At 43.9% G+C, this 19822-nt stretch carries 7 protein-coding genes; all 7 read right to left on the minus strand.

The genetic code is table 11. The annotated features are described in order from the left end of the window. Positions 1-91: 91 nt before the first annotated feature. The 7 genes from BJP34_RS30050 to BJP34_RS30080 all read right to left on the minus strand — a co-directional run bounded on the left by BJP34_RS30050 (position 92) and on the right by BJP34_RS30080 (position 19757). Positions 92-3517: a type I polyketide synthase gene (locus BJP34_RS30050; RefSeq protein ID WP_083305420.1), complete on the minus strand. Its 3426-nt coding sequence runs from the start codon at positions 3515-3517 to the stop codon at positions 92-94. Between the two features lie 45 nt (positions 3518-3562). After that, a complete protein-coding gene (locus BJP34_RS30055) occupies positions 3563-4435 on the minus strand; it encodes an aspartyl/asparaginyl beta-hydroxylase domain-containing protein (protein WP_070395513.1) in 873 nt (290 codons plus the stop codon). A 191-nt stretch (positions 4436-4626) separates the two neighbouring features. Further along, on the minus strand, positions 4627-10221 hold the full coding sequence (locus tag BJP34_RS30060) for a type I polyketide synthase (RefSeq protein ID WP_070395514.1): 5595 nt from the start codon (positions 10219-10221) through the stop codon (positions 4627-4629). 1 nt (position 10222) lies between these two features. Continuing rightward, on the minus strand, positions 10223-16666 hold the full coding sequence (locus tag BJP34_RS30065) for a type I polyketide synthase (protein WP_070395515.1): 6444 nt from the start codon (positions 16664-16666) through the stop codon (positions 10223-10225). Positions 16667-16714: 48 nt separating this feature from the next. After that, entirely contained in the window at positions 16715-16996 is a 282-nt protein-coding gene (locus BJP34_RS30070) for an acyl carrier protein (protein WP_229424095.1), read from the minus strand. Between the two features lie 4 nt (positions 16997-17000). After that, the gene (locus tag BJP34_RS30075) at positions 17001-18599 is read right to left on the minus strand and encodes an amino acid adenylation domain-containing protein (RefSeq protein ID WP_070395516.1); all 1599 of its coding nucleotides are present in this window, start codon (positions 18597-18599) and stop codon (positions 17001-17003) included. A gap of 12 nt (positions 18600-18611) precedes the next feature. Then, positions 18612-19757: an acyl-CoA dehydrogenase family protein gene (locus tag BJP34_RS30080; protein WP_070395517.1), complete on the minus strand. Its 1146-nt coding sequence runs from the start codon at positions 19755-19757 to the stop codon at positions 18612-18614. Positions 19758-19822: the final 65 nt, after the last annotated feature.

The following is a 19822-nucleotide window of genomic DNA, read 5'->3' on the forward strand; positions in this document are numbered from 1 at the left end:
TATCATACAACGGTTTGCAATTCAGTCAGGTACAAATTCTTGAGGTGCGATCCGTGGCGAATTTAATTCTTAATGCGGAATATGCATCCAGTTAGTGTATAGCTTTGAGCGTTTTAGATATGAACTGCAACAAGGGTTGTCTATCTTCATTTAGATAGAAGTGTCCTCCTGGAAATGTCTGAACTGAAAATGAGGAATGGGTATACTCACGCCAAGTAATAAGACGATCATAACTAGCTTCCTCATCATCAATACTACCCAGAGCAACAATGGGACAATTCAGAGTCTCTACTTGTTCCTGCCTATAGGTTTGGGCTAACGTCATGTCTGCTCGCAAAACTGGTAAGAACAAGCCCATTAGTTCTTCTTCTTTGAGGACAGCATCTGGAATATTAGGGTAAATATTAGTTAATGTCTCAATGAATTCAGCATCTGGTAATGAATAAAAGGGTGGATATAACTCGGGGGCATTAGGTGCCTGACGACCTGATACAAATAAATAAACTGGATTGACATTTTTGAGTTGTAGTTTTCTTGCTAGTTCATAAGCAATTAGTGAACCCATACTATGACCGAAAATAGCAAATGGCTTATCTACATATTGCAGTAAGACATCCACTAATTTATCTGTTATAATTTCAAGACTTGAGATTGCTTTTTCCCTAATGCGACTTTCTCTTCCAGGTAGCTCAATGGGACAAACTTCTACATTTAACGGCAATTCTTGATGCCAGAGGCGAAAAATCGATGCTCCACCCCCTGCATAGGGTAGGCAAAATAGGCGTAAATCGGCGTTTGGATTAGGCTGAGAGCATTTAATCCAAAGATTAGGAATCTCTAGGACAGGTTTAACCTTAACAGTTTCAACTAGCGTTCCAGTTTTTTGGGATGGTTGGTGTTGATTCACATCGATCCAGTAGCGTTCTCTTTGCCAAGGATAGGTGGGCAAACTTACTGGAGTATACTCAGAATCACGATGAACACCCTCCCAATCAATCCATATACCCTGAACATATAATTGCCCCAAAGCCTGTAATACCCCTTCCCAATCACTTTTGCCCTGCTGGAGTGTCGGTAGCCAGGTGCCATAGCCCAGGGGTAAATACTGTTGTCCCATGCCCAGCAAAATAGGTTTTGGTCCTATCTCCATCAATATATCTACCCCTTGGCTATGGAGGGTTTCTATGGCTGTGGCAAATTGCACCGGCTTGAGCATCTGATCAAGCCAATAGTCTGGGTTAGTTGGTAAAGTGCTTTCTTGAGAACCAGTGACATTCGAGATAAAGTTGAGTCTAGGTTGATGAAAAGTTACCTCTTGCACCAGGTTACGAAAATCCTCCAGCATTGGTTTCGTAAAGGCTGCATGGGTAACAACATCCCTGTTTTGAAGTGTCTGTGCTATTGGTTTTGCCGATGCTGCAGTGGATGCCATTTCTCCGTTAGTGGGCAGTTGCTGCATCAAGCGTCCTCTAGCAACCATGAGTTTCAAGCCGTCTTCTAGGGAGAAAACCCCAGCTACACAAGCTGCTACATATTCCCCTACACTATCGCCTATGACAATGTTTGGTTCAATGCCCCAAGATTTCCACATCTCGGCTAGTGCGTACTCTACAGCAAACAAGGCGGTTTGGTTATAGGCGGTCTGCTCCAACAGAGAACTGTCATCGGTATAGTAGAGTAGTTCCAGTAGCGATCGCTCCTGATTACCAATTGTCTCTAAAATCTCCTGACAACGTTCTAGGGCTTGACGAAATGTCGGTTGTGCTTCATATAATTCCCGCCCCATACCCAGATACTGGGAACCTTGACCAGTGAACAGAAACGCAATTTGAGGTTGACTTTCTCTCTTGCTACCCTGCAACAGATGGGAGTTTTCCATCCCTGCTTGATGGGCTAATAACTGTTCCCGTGCCTGAGCTACTGAGTTGGCTATCACCACCAAACGTTCTTCGAAATGGGTGCGACAATTATTGGTAGTAAAACATGTCTGTGCCCAGTCTAGGTTAGGATGAGTGGCGAAATATTCTGCATAGTTGTGAACCATTTGCTCAAGAGCAGGTTTAGTTTTGGCGCTGAGGGTGAGCAGATGGAGAGGTGGTTGGGCGGTTTGCTCTTTACTTAATGGTGCAACTGCTGGCGCTTCTGAAAGGATCGCATGTATATTGATACCACTAAACCCAAAAGAACTGAGTCCAGCAATCCTAGGTTTATCAGTTGCTGACCAAGGAGTCTGTTCAGTTGTCACTTTTAGTGGCATCTCATCCCAACTTACATAGGGCGTAGGTTCTTTGAAGTGCAAATGAGGGGGAATTAACTCATTTTGTAAGGAAAGAACGATTTTAATCAAACCTGCGACACCGGATGCACCTTCCAAGTGACCGATATTAGTTTTCGCCGAACCCAAGAGCAGAGGTTCTTCTCGTTTGCGAAAAACGCTACCCAAGGCATTGGCTTCAATTGAGTCTCCCCAAGATGTACCTGTACCATGGGCTTCAATATAATTGACTTGCTTTGGTTTAATACCAGCATTGGCGAGTGCTCTGCGAATTACCGCTTGTTGAGAAGACCCGCTAGGTACGGTTAAACCGCTGGTGCGTCCATCCTGTCCATGAGCAGTTCCTCTAATTAAAGCCAGAATTTTGTCCCCATCAGATTGGGCATCGGATAGCCTTTTGAGAACAATCATGCCACACCCTTCGCCACGGGCATAACCATTGGCACTAGCATCAAAGGTTTTACAACGACCATCTGGAGATAACATCCCGGACTTGCAAAGGTTGATCCAGTATTCTGGTGAGCCGTATCGTTGTACCCCTCCAGCCAGGGCTAGATTACAGTCTCCCTGTCGCAAGCTGTTAACTGCCAAGTGAATAGCTGCTAATGAAGATGCACAGCCCGTATCAACCGCTAGACAAGGTCCTGTAAAATCGAAGAAGTAGGAAAGGCGACCTGCTGCTGGGCTGTAGGCATTCCCCGAGCCGACGTAGAGATCTGTTGCTGTAGGATCTTGTTTAGCAAGTTGCCAAGCATAATCATTGGCACATATGCCAACGAATACACCGGTTTGACTACCAGCTAGTTGTTCTGGTACCAGTGAGGCATTTTCGAGTGCTTCCCACGCAACTTCCATCACCAGCCGATGTTGAGGATCTAGACTAGCAGCTTCATCTGGTGAAATCCCGAAAAAATTGGCATCAAAATCTGCGGGAGACTGGTTGAGAAAGGCGGCACGATTTATGTATATCTTACCAGGCTTACCAGGCTCTGGATCGTAGTATGGATCTAGATAGGAATGATGTCCTTCCGGGGCTTCTCCCATGTCATCTACGCCATTGACAAGTAAGTCCCAAAATTCCTCAGGATTATCGGCTGAACCTAAGCGACACCCCATACCAATAATGGCAATAGGCTCACGTTCTTTCTGCTTTAATCGCTCAATTTCGGCTTGTAAATTAGCTATTTTTTGTGACGCTACCTTCATTAATTGAACATAGCGTTGTTCATTTTTTTCACTCATTTGAATAATTCATTAAATACTTGATAGTGTGTTATTCTTAAATGCTTAAAGCCATTGAACATCGACACCAGGATTTTTAGGTCTGGGACCAACGAAAAATTCCTTGACTAATTTACTCTTGTGGATAAGCTTTGGGTTACCTGTAGCTGTCGTAATTTCCTGCAACCACTTATAAGTCAGTGATGAGCTAACTTGTTTGCTAAAGTGCAACTTACCTAAGACAGCTACTATCTCTTTAAAATTGTATTCATTAATAATGCTGCTCAGACTGTAGATCCCACTGATGTCTGCTTCAGTGAGAGGTTCGCGATCAATTGAAATTGTTTCCTTTCCCAGCATCATCACGGATTTATCTTTGAATAAAGCATCGACAGGAACGCCAGGAGGGAAAGCTACAACTAAATGAAAACGTGACTCTGGGGAAAAATTTGCAGCACTGTGAACAGCATAGCCATTGTGAAACCAAATTTCTCCTGGTCCCAGATGGTAGACATGTTTTCCACAAGAATTGAAGCAGCCATTGCTAGTTTTGAGGGGTATATGTAGCCTCACGAAATTAGTCTTAAAGTCTTCTTGATTGTCTAGAGCATCTCGATGAGGAAAAAGAAAGCTACCACTTTTCATTTCAAAAATGTCAGCTACCTTAAGAAACTCTAGACAAAATATATCTGTTACCAATGAAGTAAGGTAAGCAAGTTGATCGCCAATCTCTGTTATTTTAGGGAAACCTTCGTAAGAGTAATACCGTCCATCTTGAGCATTACCCTGGCTATTTAACAAGGGAAATTTTTGCCAACAACCAACCTGATAACCGCTGTAGCCAGTACAAATTGGAAAGGTTTTGAGAAGATCAAGCTCTTTCTCCACTAGATTAAAGTCTATCCTTTTCTTCAGGCAACCAATTTGCTGCGTTTGCATTGGCCTTATTCTCCAATATTAAAATGACAACGACAAAAAATAGATACTAAGTAGTTGGACAAAAGTCTTGGGTGCTGTATAAAGTTTTGTAAATATCGGCTAAAGCTTTTGGGGTAATGGTTACAAGGATTTTACAGTTTTTGAGACAGTACCGTTTATTTATGTCCGACTACTTATTTGCTCCAACTAATTTAATCAACCCATTGCACACCTAATTGTGCTGCAAATTGTTTAGCAATTTCTTCTGCGTCATCACTGTCTCCTAGGGGCTCGAATGTGGATACTGTTGTGTCTGTAGGGAAGGACTGTTCAGAGGCAAATATCTCGTCTTCATCCTCCTCTTCTATAAACTCTACCATCAGATAATCCACCAATTTTTTAACCGTGGGATAGTCAAAAGTGAGTGTGGCGGGTAAACGACAGCCCAAGCTATTTTGCAAATTATTTCTCAACTCTACTGATGTCAGAGAACTCATCCCTAAATCGAAAAATCCTTCCTTAACAGAAAATGCCTTCTTTTTCTGGTAGCCCAAGACTTTAGATACTTGAGATTGGATATGAGTTACTAAAAGTTCATAGCGCTGCTCTTTTTCAGCCGCTTTGATTTGTTCCAAGATACTAACTGAGGTTTGCTCTGGCGCTTGCTTTTGGTCAGTAGTTTTCTGGAGGTAAGTAAAGAAAGTACTCTCAACAGGATACTTTGACCAATCAATGGGCATTGCACCAACTTGAGGTACTTTGCTGTTCAACAATTTGGCAAATAGATACATTCCTTGATTAGGCGAGATCATACCAAAACCGATGGCATCCCAACGACTTTGCAGATTCGCATCCAATCGAGTTGCCATCCCAGAAGTAGACCAAGGTCCCCAGTTAATACTAACAGCAGGTAATCCCAATCCTTGTCGGTGATGACATAGTGCATCCATAAAACCATTAGCGGCAGCATAATTTCCTTGACCTATTGTGCCTAGAACCGAGGTCATAGAGGAAAAGCAGACAAAAAAGTCCAATGGCATTTCTTTGGTCAGTTGGTGTAAGTTCCAAGCACCTTGAACCTTGGGAGCCATTACTTTGGCAAAGCGTTTCTGGGTTTGGTCTCTGAGCATTCCATCATCTAAAACACCTGCGACATGAACTACCCCTCGTAAAGGAATGTCAGTTTCGGCTATTAGTGTCGTGACGCTATCGGCTTGGGAAATATCAGCTTTAATAATTTTCACCAACGCCCCTTTCTCTTCTAACTGCCTAACTCCTGCTTGTGCTTCTTTTGATACTGCTCCTTTCCGTCCTACTAACAGCAGGTGACGTGCACCTTGTTCCACCAAGTAATTTGCCACTTGCAGCCCCAATGCACCTAAGCCACCCGTGATTAAATAACGGCCTGATGAATTAATTTCTGCTGGTTGAGCAATATTTTTAGCATCAGCACGTTTCAATCGAGGAACATAACGCTCTCCATCCCGAAAAGCGACTTGCTCTTCTGGTTCTGGGAAGAGGATTTCTTCGAGCAGCATTTCGATTTCATTCACTTGGTGCGAATTCAAATCTATGCAGACAGTTTCTAATTCGGGATGTTCTAAAACCATTACACGGGCTAAGCCCAACAATGGTGCTTGTTGCAGTTGTAAGTTTGTTTTTGTAACTGCTTGGGTATTGCGAGTTACTACCCATAAACGAGGTATTGTTCTCTTGCCATGATGGGAAGAAACTTTCGTTAATGCTTGAGTCAAATGCAACATCCCAGTACATAAACCCATTGCTGTGGTGGGAACATCTGACACCTCAGGCTTTCCATCAAGTCCCCACATATAAACTATGCCAGGGTAAACGGACTGCTGCTCCTGGTTTACTATTGCGGCAATGAGCTTCTGGAAATCCTCTGGTTCAGTAGGGTTAATTTGATAGTGACCGCCATTTAAGGTAGCAAAAGATGACCCTTGGGAAACAAAGATACAGCGATTACCTTGCTGGTTGAGGAGTTCAGCTAAGGCACTGCTTTCTTCTCCCCCATCGCTAAAGATTAGCCAACTACCTGCTTTAGACCTTTTATTATTCTTGGAGATACGGGGCTTTGCTTCCCAAGCAATGGTGTATAACCAATCGTCGGTTTGATTGGCAAATAGAGCAGTTTCATTGGCACGGCTAACCTGTAGGTTAAGCAAATCCGCCACTGCTATTCCGTTCTCATCTACTAAATGTAAATCAAAAGAGGACAGTACACCGGGGCTGGGCTTACTTGACGGATGAACATGACACCAAACACTTGTGCTGGGCTGACGGAATAAATTTAGACGCTCTAAGCCAACTAAGAAATAAGTTTTTGTCTCGCTATCAGGACTATCCCCAAGAGCAGCTGCCAAAAGCTGCAAGCAACCATCTAACAGGAGTGGATGTAAGCTGTCATTTGTATTCAGCTCTATTGTCTCAGGTAATTTAATTTTACCGAGAACTTCTACAGATTCACCTTGAGAACACCACAACTCCTCAATTGTTTGGAAGTTTGACCGATACTCTACTCCCACGTCGCGGAACTTTTGGTAATAATTCTCGATTTCAATCTCTTGGTTAATTTTGTGCTTCAGTTCAGCTAAATCTAGGGAATTTGTTGCTGCTGGAGTTTCTCCAGCTAAAATCAACCCTGATAAATGGCGAGTCCAGGTTTCATTCTCATCCACAGGTTCTGAGTTTTTGAGGCTGAAAATCTCAAAATCATACCCTGATTTATTTGGTGTTACCACTAATTGAACCGAGGTTGTTTTTGTGGCATCCAAAACTAGTGGCTGTTCCATCAATAGGTCACTCACCACTAAGGTTGGGTGATTATCCACCTTTCCTGAGGCAAAGATTTGCGCCCCTGCAGCTAAGACAATCTCAACGTAAGCTGCGGTGGGGAAAACAACCTTCTCGTAGATACGATGGTCAGTTAAATAGGTAGGGAAATTAGGGCTAAGTTGACTTTCAAATACAATTTGCTGCTTCAGCGCTGCACTGCGAATACGTTGTCCTAATAGCGGAGGTCGGTTTTTCTGTGAACCAGATTTCTGGAGAAGATTTCTTGGTTCTTCTTCAATCCAGTAGCGTTCTCGCTGCCAAGGATAAGTGGGTAAGCTAACTGGACTGTAAGTAGAGTTACCATGGAAACCCTCCCAATCGAGCCTCACCCCCTGGACATATAATTGCCCCAAAGCCTTCAGTACCTCTTGCCAATCACTTTGTCCTTGCTGGAGCGTCGGTAACCACATGCCATACTCCATGGGTAAACAATGGCGTCCCATTCCCAGGAGAACTGGATTTGGTCCGATCTCCACAAATATCTCTAGCCCTTGGCGATGTAAGGTCTCCATCGCTGCAGCAAACCTAACTGGTTTTATTACATGGTCGAGCCAATATTGGGTATATGTAGGTAACAGCCGCTCCTGACAACCTGAAACATTGGAGATAAAGTTAAGTTTGGGTTGGTGGAAACTAACCTCTTGCACCACCTTGCCAAAATCAGCTAGCATCGACTGCATCATTGCTGAATGGAAGGCATGGGAAACCTGCAAACGCTTATGCTTAATTCCCTGGTGTTCTAGCTTTTGTACTACCTGACTTACTGCTTCTTGCTGCCCGGAAATCACCACACTCTCGGGTCCATTAATAGCAGCAATACTAACTAAACTGTTACCGACAAGTGCTTCTTCCACTTGTTGAACCGATGCCAACAGAGAAACCATCTGTCCATTTGTAGGCAGTTGTTGCATCAAGCGTCCTCTAGCTGCCATCAGTTTCAAGCCGTCTTCTAAGGAAAAAATCCCAGCCACACAAGCTGCAACGTATTCCCCTACACTATGGCCCATAACTGCGGTGGGTTCGACTCCCCATGATAGCCACATCTGAGCTAGGGCATACTCTAGGGCAAATAGCACAGGCTGGGTATAAACGGTCTGCTCCAGCAAGGAATGGTCATCGCTTTGGTAGAGGATGTCTAGGAGCAAACGCCCTTCGTCTCCCATAGGACCCAAAATTTCCTGACAACGGTTTAGGGTTTGACGAAATATCGGTTGGGTTTCGTATAGTTCTCGCCCCATACCGAGATATTGGGAACCTTGTCCAGTGAATAGAAATGCAATCTGGGGTTGGTATTCATCCTTACTACCTCGCAACAGGTGATGATGTTCGACCCCCACTTGATACCCTAACAACTGTTCCCGTAACTGTGCCACTGAGTCAGCTACCACTGCCAAACGTTCGGGGAAATGGGTACGACGGGTATTCGTGGTAAAACAAATATCAGCTAAGTCTAGGCTAGGATGAGTAGCTAAATGCTCTGTATAGTTGTGAAGCATTTCCTCAAGAGCAGGTTTAGTTTTGGCGCTGAGGGTGAGCAGATGGAGGGGTAGTTGGGCAGTTTGCTCTTTGCTTTTTAGTTCAACTGCTGGTGCTTCGGCAAGAATGACATGGGCATTAGTGCCACTAAAACCAAAGGAACTAACTCCAGCAAACCTTTGTTGATTGACTCTTGACCACTGCCTTAATTCCCTAGGCACTTGGAGCGGTAGTTGCTCCCAATCAATGTAAGGGTTAGGTTGCTGAAAGTGCAGGTGAGGGGGTATCTGTTTATGTTGCAGTGAGAGAACAACTTTGATTAAACTGGCTATACCTGCTGCTGCTTCTGGGTGTCCGATATTGGTTTTAACGGAGCCTATAATCAAGGGTTCTTCCCTCTTACCAAAAACGCTACCCAAAGCATTAGCTTCAATGGGGTCTCCTAAAGAAGTGCCTGTACCATGGGCTTCGATATAGCTAACTTCCTTCGGCTTGACCCCTGCATTTTTCAGTGCTTGACGAATTACTGCTTCCTGGGAAGGTCCACTGGGTACTGTTAAACCACCACTCGCCCCATCCTGATTGATGGCAGAACCTCGAATTAAGGCTAAAATGTTGTCCCCATCCTCTATAGCTTGACTGAGGCGCTTCAAAACCACAACGCCACAACCTTCACTACGTACATACCCGTTGGCATTAGCATCAAAGGTTTTACAACGACCGTCTGGGGCAAGCATCCGCGCTTTTGAGAAGTTGATGCTTAGGGTTGGTGCCAGCAGTAAGTTCACACCGCCCACTAAAGCTAGGTCAGATTCCCTGTTACGCAAGCTATGGATAGCCAGATGGGTGGCGACGAGGGAAGAAGAACAGGCTGTATCCACTACCATGCTTGCACCTTTCAATCCCAGACTATAGGACAAGCGTCCTGCTGCTGGACTTAAAAGGGTACCTGTACCCAGGTTAGCATCAATTTGCGATCGCGCTTGTGACAAACGCATCCCATAATCAAAAGTACTAATTGCCACAAACACACCCGTTGCTGTGCCAAATAGCTTTTCTGATGACTGACCACCATTTTCTAAAGCTTCAAAACTTGTTTCTAGTAGTAGCCGTTGCTGTGGGTCAAGGGACATGGCTTCCCTAGGTGAGATGCCAAAGAAGTGAGCGTCAAATTTATCAACTTCCGACAAAAAGCCACCATAACGACTATACATCTTTCCCGGAGCGTCGGGATCGGGATCGTAACACTCATCAATCTGCCAACGGTTAGCAGGGACTTCCTGAATTGCATCCACCCCATTGGAGAGTAAATGCCAAAAAGACTCTGGGTCTTTTGCACCGGGAAAACGACAACTCATGCCAATAATGGCAATCGGTTCTGTTTTTGCTTGTTGAACAGCCTCTAGTTTGGAACTCGCTTCCTCTAGAGCTTGGAGCAACTGCAATGTGGTTGGTTTGGCGGGAGTTTGAACCATGTTAAATATTTCCTAATAATCTGTTTAATTTTTCGTACTTGCTGGCTAGTAAAATGTCCGCTTCCTCTTCCGAAAGTTCTTCAAATACTTGACTAGATGTTGTTGTTTCCTCATCGGCGGTCTGGGCACTTGTATCTTCTATAATGAGTACCTCTTGCAACAGGTAATTCACCAATGCCTCTAAAGTGGGATAGTCAAATAGCAGAGTTGAGCGCAAGGAATGTTCAGTACTTTTTTCCAGATTGTTTCTCAATTCCACCGCCATTAGGGAGTCAAGTCCTAAGTTAAACAAAGACTGACGCGGTTCAATCCTCGTGCTTGCATTCAAGCCAATTATTTTTCTGATGGCCGAACGAACATGCTCCATTAAGATGGTGCGTCGCTCATGAGCTAGAGTCGCTTTTAGTTGGTCAAGTAAGGCTGGTTGTTCTTGAGAAGATTTAACAATATTTGTCTGGAAATTCTCCCATAATGGCCAATTTTCTGGCATTCGTTCTAAGAATGTTGACCAGTTCATCGGCAGCACTCCTACTTGAGAGCTATCTCCGTGTTTTACTAAGTAGTCTAATGCTGGCAAACCTTGTTGAGGACTAATAATACCCCAACCTTGAGCTTTCAAGCGACTAGAAAGTTTTGCTGCCATTCCTACCTCGCCCCAAGGTCCCCAATTGATACTCAAACTAGGTAATCCTTGCGCTCTTCGATAATTAGCTAAGCCATCAAGGAAGGCATTAGCTGCTGCATAATTACTTTGACCTGCATTACCCAACAAAGAAGCAGCGGAGGAATAACAGACAAAAAAGTCCAAGGGTAAATCTTGAGTCAAAAGATGTAAATTCCAAGCTCCTTGCACTTTCGATGCCATAACGGTATGGAAGCGCGTCGGTGTTTGTTCCCTTAACAAACCATCAGCTAAAACACCTGCGGTATGGATGATACCAGCTAAATTAGGGCATTGAGTCAAGATTTTTTTCACATCTTCTTGATGAGAAATATCAGCTTGAACAACTGAGACTTTAGCTCCTGAGTGCTCTAGTTGTTTAATAGCCTCCTTTGCTGCTGGTTTGACACTGCTTCGCCCGGTGAGGACTATATGTTTAGCACCTTGTTCCACCAGCCACTGAGCCACCTGCAATCCTAATGCGCCCAATCCTCCTGCAATCAGATAACTGCTGTCTTGGCGGACTAAGCAATTTTCTGGATTTTGAAAACTTAACACTACCTTACCAATGTGCTTGGCTTGCTGCATATAGCGGAAAGCATTGACATATTCGGTGATGGGGAAAGCTTTAAGGGGTAAGGGCTTGAGTTTACCTTCTTTGAATAAGTTCATCAGTTCCAGCAACATGGCAGAAATTTTCGCCCCATCCATTTCCCCTAAATCAAAGGGGAAAAAAGCCGCATCAGGACGCAAAGCTTGCAATTTCTGCTCATCCCAAATGCCAAGTTTACCGATTTCTACAAAACGCCCTCCTTGGGCAAGCACATCAAAACTTTTATCAATAAACTGACCAGCTAGACTATTGAGGACAACATTCACACCTTTTCCATCGGTGTCAGCCATAATTTGCTCAGCAAACTCAAGGGTACGTGAGTTGTAGATATGCTTAATGCCCACCGACTTTAAGAAATCCCACTTGGGTGGGCTAGCTGTCGCAAATACCTCTGCTCCTTTCAGCTTTGCCAATTGAACTGCTGCTTGACCAACACCTCCCGCCGCATTGTGAATTAATATGCGGTCTGTGGAACCAATTTGGGCACACTTCAACAGACCGTAATAGGCGGTCAAAAAATTAACCGGAACTGTTGCTGCTTCTTCAAAACTGAGTTCTGGTGGTTTGGAAACTACTAATGTTGCTTTAGCCTTAACCAAACTTGCCAAACTACCTGATGCGTAGGCAATCACAGCATCACCCACTTGGAAATCAGAGACTTGTTTGCCCACACGCTCGATTGTGCCTGCACATTCAAAGCCGAACAATATATCCCTTGCTGAATTAGCAATCCCTAAAGATTCCTCGATGTCGCGCATCATGCCTAAGGCACGCAGCACATCTCTAAAATTAAGTCCACTCGCCCTAACTTTTATTTCTACTTCATCTGGTGCCAAGGAAGAGGAAGCCAAGGGAACTAATGCTAAATTGTCAAGGGTACCGTAACTGTTCAACTTCAACGTTACGGGAGTGTTAGCTAGTGTTTGTACAGGTTGGGAATAATCCAGCCTAGCCCCATAGCGAACCCCACGGCGATAAGCAATTTGGTTTTCGTGATCGGGAGTAAGTAATTCCTGGAGCAAAGACTTAGCGGTTTCATTGTCGAGGCGATCAGCGCTTAAGTCTAAACAGGTGGTTGCAAATTCTGGGTGTTCCAGAGAAAGGGTTTTACCTAATCCCCACATAGGGGTTTGCCAGATATTGACAATATCATCCTTGAATACTGACTGTGCTCCCTGGGTGACTAACCACAATCGGGGAGAGATATTAGCTGAAATTAAAGCTTGAACTAGATGTAATACTTGCTCGCAACTAGAATCACAGGAGTCCTTTTCGTCAAGCCCCCAAAGGTACACTACCTCTTGATAAGATCCCTTCCCTAACAATTGCTGCCAGTCGGCTGGGTTTTTCCAGTTAAGAGAATCTTGACCTGGCTTCAATTTATGATCAGTTTTATCAGTATAGACTAAGTGCGATCGCTGTTCGTGTATACTCAGCAAGTCTGCCAAATTTTTCCCTAGACCAGTTCGGTCTGCTAAAATTAGCCAATCGCCCTGTTTAACTGACTTTAGGGTTCCCACTGGTTTCTTAACTTCTTTCCAAGCCAGTTGGCAAAGCCAATCTTTCCAGAGTTCTTTCTGCTGTAATGATTGAGATCGAGCCTTTTTCAGTTGCAAACCTATGGCTTCAGCATAAACTTTGCCTTCTTTACCCACCAACTGCAAATCTGCTTTCAGGGTTTCTTGACCAGGTTGACCATGAAGTTTAACGTAACTGAAAACCTCTCGATCTGGATCTTCCCAAAAGGTGAAATCGGGATAGGCAACAGGTAAATAAGTATCTGAAGAGTCGGTAGGCAAAGCTGCTAAAATCACTTGGAAACATCCATCCAAGAGAACTGGATGCCAATGATAGGGATGATTGAGAAGATGTTTAGCTAGATTAATTTGTCCAAGGGCTTCTCCCTCAGAACACCACAAGCGCCGTAAATTTTGGAAGTTGCTCTCATAGACAAATTCTTGAGTAGCGACTTGCTGATAGAAAGCTTTGATATCCTGATGTTGTGGCAGACGAGTTTTAAGGGTGGTTAAATCTGTGTTTAATTCTGAAGTTTGTTGCTCTTTGCCTCTACTAATCTTTCCTGCTGCGTAGCGCGTCCAAGTAGGCTCTTCATCGATAAAAACTAAACCAAAAATTTGCCACGAATAGCCTTCACCATCGGAGTTCAAAACCAGTTGCACTGTTTGGATTTCTTCCAGTTTGAGGGCTTTTTCAATGGCTACCTCTTTAAAGGTTATCGACGGAGTCCCCAACAGTTGATTCCCTGCTGCCAAAACCATCTCTAAGTAGGCGCTAGCAGGCATAATTGCTTGACCAAAGGCACGATGGTCTAACAAGTAAGCTAAATCGTTGTGAGCAAGGTAAGCTTCAAACTGGACTTCTCCTGGTTTGAGTACGGATGAATAGATTCGCTCTTGTAGTAAGGGATGGGCAGAGATTTTACTGCTCTTTCTAGCAACTCTTTCCTGCTGTACCTCCACCCAACAGCGCTCTCTTTGAAAAGGATAAGTGGGTAATACTACTTTGCGATGGTGCTCACTTGAGAAAAACCCTTGCCAATTAATCTTGATACCGCGAACGTACAATTGTGCTAGACTTTCTACCAAAGTGGAATATTCTGCGTCAGTGCGGATACTAGGTAGCCATGTGGAATGTTCTGTTTGATCAACTAGGCAATTCGCTCCCATGCCTAAAAGAATGGGTTTAGCTCCAATTTCTACAAAGCATTTTATCCCCATTTTTTGCAGGGTATTCATACCATCGGCAAATCTCACGGGCTGACGAATATGGTTCACCCAATGATTGGCAGTTGTTAGATCATCTGTGACTTGTTCGCCTGTAAGATTTGAGATGAGGGGGATTTGGGGTGAACAATAGGTGACCTCCGCCGCAACTTGACCAAAGGGCTTTAACACTGACTCCATCAGGGGGGAATGGAAAGCGTGGGAAACTGTTAATTCGCGGGTTTTAATTTCCTTGGCTTGCAGTTCAGTAACAATGGCATCGATGGATGGGCTATCACCTGAAATAACTATGCTCTGGGGTCCATTCACCGCAGCTATAGAAACTTTTTTCCCATATGGTGCGATTGCAGAGTTGATTAGTTCTTCACTCGCCATGACGCTAACCATTTTGCCATGGGCTTCCTGTGGTAATTTCCCGATCAGCTTTCCGCGAGTTGCGATTAGCTTTAAACCATCTTCTAAGCTGAACACTCCCGCTACGCATGCTGCCACATACTCACCCACACTATGTCCCATTACCACATCAGGGATAATTCCCCAGGATTTCCACAACTCTGCCAGAGCATATTCAAAGGCAAATATAGCAGGTTGGGTATAGGCTGTGAGATTGATGATGTCTTCTGGTTTGTTGGGATAAAGGATTGACAACAAAGGTCGATCTAAATAGGAGTGCAGTATTTCATCACATTGCTGCAACACTCGACGGAAAGTAGGTTGAGTTTCGTAAAGTTCCCGCCCCATGTCAACGTATTGTGACCCTTGTCCAGTGAATAAGAAAGCAATCTTAGGCACTGAACCGTAAGTATCACCTTGGATTAGACCTGTAATTTTCTCACCTTTGACCAAACTATCAAGCTGTTGCCTAATCTCTGCTTTCGAGTTGGCAATTATCGCTAATCGATGGGAAAAATGGGAACGTCCAGTGGCAGCACTATAGCAAATATCCCCTAAAGAATACTCTGTTGTGTCTAAGAAAGTTAAATAATTCTGTGTGATTGCATTGAGAGCTTTTTCGCTCTTGGCAGATAAAGTAAGTAAATGGTATTGAGGTTCAATTACCTCAGTAGAAAGCTCAACTTGCGACGGTTTGGGGGGGGCTTCCAAAATTACATGGGCATTAGTTCCACTCATACCAAAACAACTTACCCCTGCCAGTTTTGGTTCATCTTCTGCCCAAGGCATCAGCTCAGTTGGTACGGTAACGGCTAATTTATGCCAAGGAATGCGTCGATTGGGTTTATCAAAATGTAAATTGGGGGGGATATGGTTATGTTGGAGCGAAAGAACAGTTTTGATTAAACCAGCTACACCAGAAGCTGCTCCTAAGTGCCCCATATTGGTCTTCATCGACCCAATTACCAATGGGTTTTGACGATTTTGCCCTAATACTTTTGCCAAGGCTTTGACTTCAATAGGATCCCCTAAAGGTGTTCCAGTTCCATGGGTTTCAACGTATTGAACTTGCTGAGGCTCGATTTGAGCGTTTTCTACAGCTTGGCGTAGCATTGATTCCTGGGCAGCAATCGCAGGGGTTGTGAGGGTTAAACTGTAGCCATCGTGATTGATTGCTGAACTTCTGATGGTTGCCAAGATCGGATCGCGATCGCGAAGAGCATCCCTGAGACGTTTCAAAATTATCATCCCACAACCCTCTCCCTGTACGAATCCATCTACTGAGTCCGAGAAAGTTTTGCAGCGACCATCTTTGGCTAAGACATTCATTTGACAGAAGCCAACGGTTAGTTTAGGAGAGAGTAGCAGACTAACACCACCAGCGATAGCCAGATTACTCTCACGATTCTGCAAGGATTGACAAGCCAAATGAACCGATACTAAACCGGAAGAACAAGCTGTATCAACCTGTAGTGTAGGGCCATGCAAATCTAACACATAGGCAATTCGCCCTGCTGATAGACTCCGCAAATTGCTCAAGGTGGGGTAAGCATTGAGGTCACTCGGATTCACCATATAAAAGCGTTCTGCTGAGTAATCATCCCAGTGAATACCGACAAATACACCTGTTTGGCTACCCGCTAAGGAGGTGGGTGCAATTCCTGCATGTTCGAGAGCTTCCCAGCTTACTTCTAAAAGTAAACGCTGTTGCGGATCTAAGCTAGCTGCTTCCCGCGATGCCATGCGGAAAAATTCGGCATCAAACTCTTCTATTTCCTCTGGTTCAAGGAAAGCCGCAGAACGCACATAAAACTTGCCTGGTGTAGGATTGGGGTCATAATATCTCTCTAGATCCCAACGAGAAGAGGGAATATCTTTGACTGCATTGACACCATTACTTAATAGTTGCCAAAAAGCCTCCGGGGAATCAGCCTTACCTGGAAAACGACATCCCATCCCAATGATGGCGATGGGCTCCTGGTGACGATTTTCTGTAAGGTCAGAGTCATGGTTGAGGTAAACTGTCTTGTTCATAATTGAATTTCTTAGGGATGGAAAGGACGGGTCACAATACTTATCCCTTTATACTGATGACGCTAATTCACGGAGTACATAGGCTTTGATATGGTCAATTGTTTCAAAGTTTTGTAAAACGAATTCTTCAGGTTCCCAAAAAATTCCTACTTCTTCTTCCACAAAACGAACCAACCGAAAGATATCCATTGAGTCTATGACCCGTTGTTCAATGATCTTTAAGTCGTTAGTTAGAACCAAGTCAGGCTGGTCATAAGCCAACTCTTGAGTGATGAACTCTTTGAGCATTTGTTCTAGCTTTTCTTCTGTCATTGTCTGGTTTTCTATCATGTGATTACTGCTCTTGAGATAATTTAACTTTGTCTATTTTCCCAGTTGAAGTCTTAGGCAAGGTATTAAGGAAATCGAACGAATCGGGAACCATATATTTGGGGAGCCGCTCTGCACAAAAAGATTTTAAAGTCTGTATGGAGACATCCCTCACTCCTACAGATTCCTCTCCACTACTGGTTACCACCACAGCCTTGATCCGGTTACCAATTTCATTGTCGGGGATGGGAATAACTGCAACTTCATCCACAGCAGGATGGCTGTACAAAACGCTCTCTATTTCACCTAATTCAATGCGGTAGCCGCGACTCTTAATCATGTGATCGCGACGACCTAAAAAGATATAATTACCGTCTGGAGCTTGTTTAACCAAGTCCCCTGTATGGTAGATCATTTCAGACCCTAACCAATGATGTAAGGTAAAGGGAGAAAGCACTTTAGCACTTTTTTCGGGCAAATTCCAGTAACCTGTCATCAATCCAGGTCCACGGACACAAAGCTCACCAATCTCACCTTTCGTAACCAATTCATTAGTTTCACTCAAGACAAAAACTTCGGTATTAGCACAGGCTTTCCCAATGGGAAGGGATTCAGTGATCTCAACATCTAGTGATGGAACTTGGTAGTAGGTACAGACATTTGTCTCAGTTGGACCAAAGAGATTGTAATAACCAGCCTGGGGAATATACTCCATCAACTGACGCAAATATTTGATGGGGAAAACTTCTCCTGCAAACAAAATAGTTCTCAGGGCGGGGAAGCTATGTTTTTCTAAGCGACCATACAAGACCAAACTGGTAAGAATAGAGGGTACTGAATACCAGATTGAAATCTTCTCTGCGGCGATGAATTTAGCTAGATTAATAGGAAAGACCGATAAAGCAGGTGAGAGTAGAATAACTGTGGCTCCTGCTTTGATTGTTGTAAAAATATCAAAGATGGAAAGATCGAAATGAAATGGCGCATGACTGGAAACCCGATCTTCCTCAGTGACCTGAAATGTCTCATACGCCCAATTCACAAAGGTCAGAGATGCACGATGGCTAATCATTACCCCTTTTGGGGTTCCGGTGGAGCCAGAGGTGTAGAGGATATAACCCAGATCGTTTTCCACCAGATTTGGCTCCGGTGGTGGACTAGAAGGAGCTTGCAAAACCTCTGACCATTTAATTGTTTTCCCCAACCATTGCTTGGCTTGCTCTTCATCATCTACAAGGATCGCACTGTTGAGACTCTGTAACTCTTCTAGGGAATTGTTTCCTAAACTATTTATCTTTTGCTGAGTTGAAATTAGTGTCTTGATCTGACAGTTGCTAATGATAAAGGCAATCCGTTTGATGGGTGCATGGGGATCTAAAGGTACATAGGTAGCACCAACTTTCAGTATGCCAAAGATAGCAATTACAGCTTCAATTGACTTATCAAGGTAAATACCAATTCGGTCTCCCCTTTCTACCCCTACATACTTCAAGGTATTTGCCAATTGGTTACTAATCTCATCTAATTGACGATAGGTGATGGTGCGCTCTTGTTGCTGCACAGCAACACAATTACTATGGGTTCGAGCACTGCTGATTAGTAGATGATGCAGTAAATATGACATAGTAGTGCTCTTTTACAACCCTAAGAATTTGCCTATAACTACTCGCTGAATTTCAGAGGTACCGGAGTAGAACTTACTACCAATAGCATCCCGCAGCTCTCGTTCTAACTCTGTATTGGTTAAATAGCCGTATGCACCATGAACCTCGATAGCTTCGAGAGCTGAATTAACCCAAGCTTCACTAATGTACAGGTTAGCTATAGAAGCTTCCATTAGAGCCATTTTCTGATGCTCTTTCATCCAAGCTACCTTATACAAGTGGGCTTTGGCGCTCTCCAATCGCAATTTCATATCCACTAACTTATTGGCAACTAATTGGAATTTCCCAATTGCTTGACCAAACTGCTTGTGGGTTCTAGCGTAACGAATAGACTGCTCCAATAACCGTTCCATAGTTCCCACAGCAGAGGCGAGAATAAATCCCCGCTCCCACTCCATACTGTGGTTGAATATGGCTAAGCCCGCCCCTTCTTTACCTAATCGATGACTGGCTGATACTTCACAATTTTCTAACTTCAATTCCGCTACTTGAGCGGTACGTACTCCCATCGTAGACGTAGTCTTTTGGACAACCAGACCAGGGGTATCTTTTTCTATTATGAAAGCTGTCAACCCTTCTTTCCCAAGAGACGGATCTACATTAGCAAAAATGATGAACAGGTCTGCAACGGTTCCATTGGTCACATAATGTTTATGCCCGTTGAGAATGTATTTATCTCCATCTTTTTGAGCCGTGGTTTTGAGACTATAGATATCAGACCCTGCTTGTGGTTCGCTGGCTGCATGGGATGCAATCCACCCCTCTCGACACAGTAAGGGGAGATACTTTTCCTTTTGTTCTTCACTCCCAAAGGTCAGGAGAGGCATTTCCCCAGCCCAGATATGGGCATTCATTCCAAATATCAATCCGTTATCCTTGCAGCCATATCCTAATCCTTGTAAAGCACAAGCAATGGTGAGGATATCCAGTTCCTGTCCACCATAACGACAAGGGATAGGCCACCCGTGAATACCAAACTCGCAGCACTTTTGCCACCCATCACGATTAAATATTTCCTCTTTGTCCTGTTTGATCAGATCAGAGGTCAATGACTGTTGGGCAAATCGAATGACCTTTTTTTTAAATGCAATTTGTTGACTGTTCCAAGCAAAATCCATTAAATCTTATACAATCTTAATTAATTTATCGGTTGTATTGTATCAAAATGTTAATTTGATTTTCC

The sequence above is a fragment of the Moorena producens PAL-8-15-08-1 genome, assembly GCF_001767235.1.
Taxonomy (GTDB): Bacteria; Cyanobacteriota; Cyanobacteriia; order Cyanobacteriales; family Coleofasciculaceae; genus Moorena; species Moorena producens_A.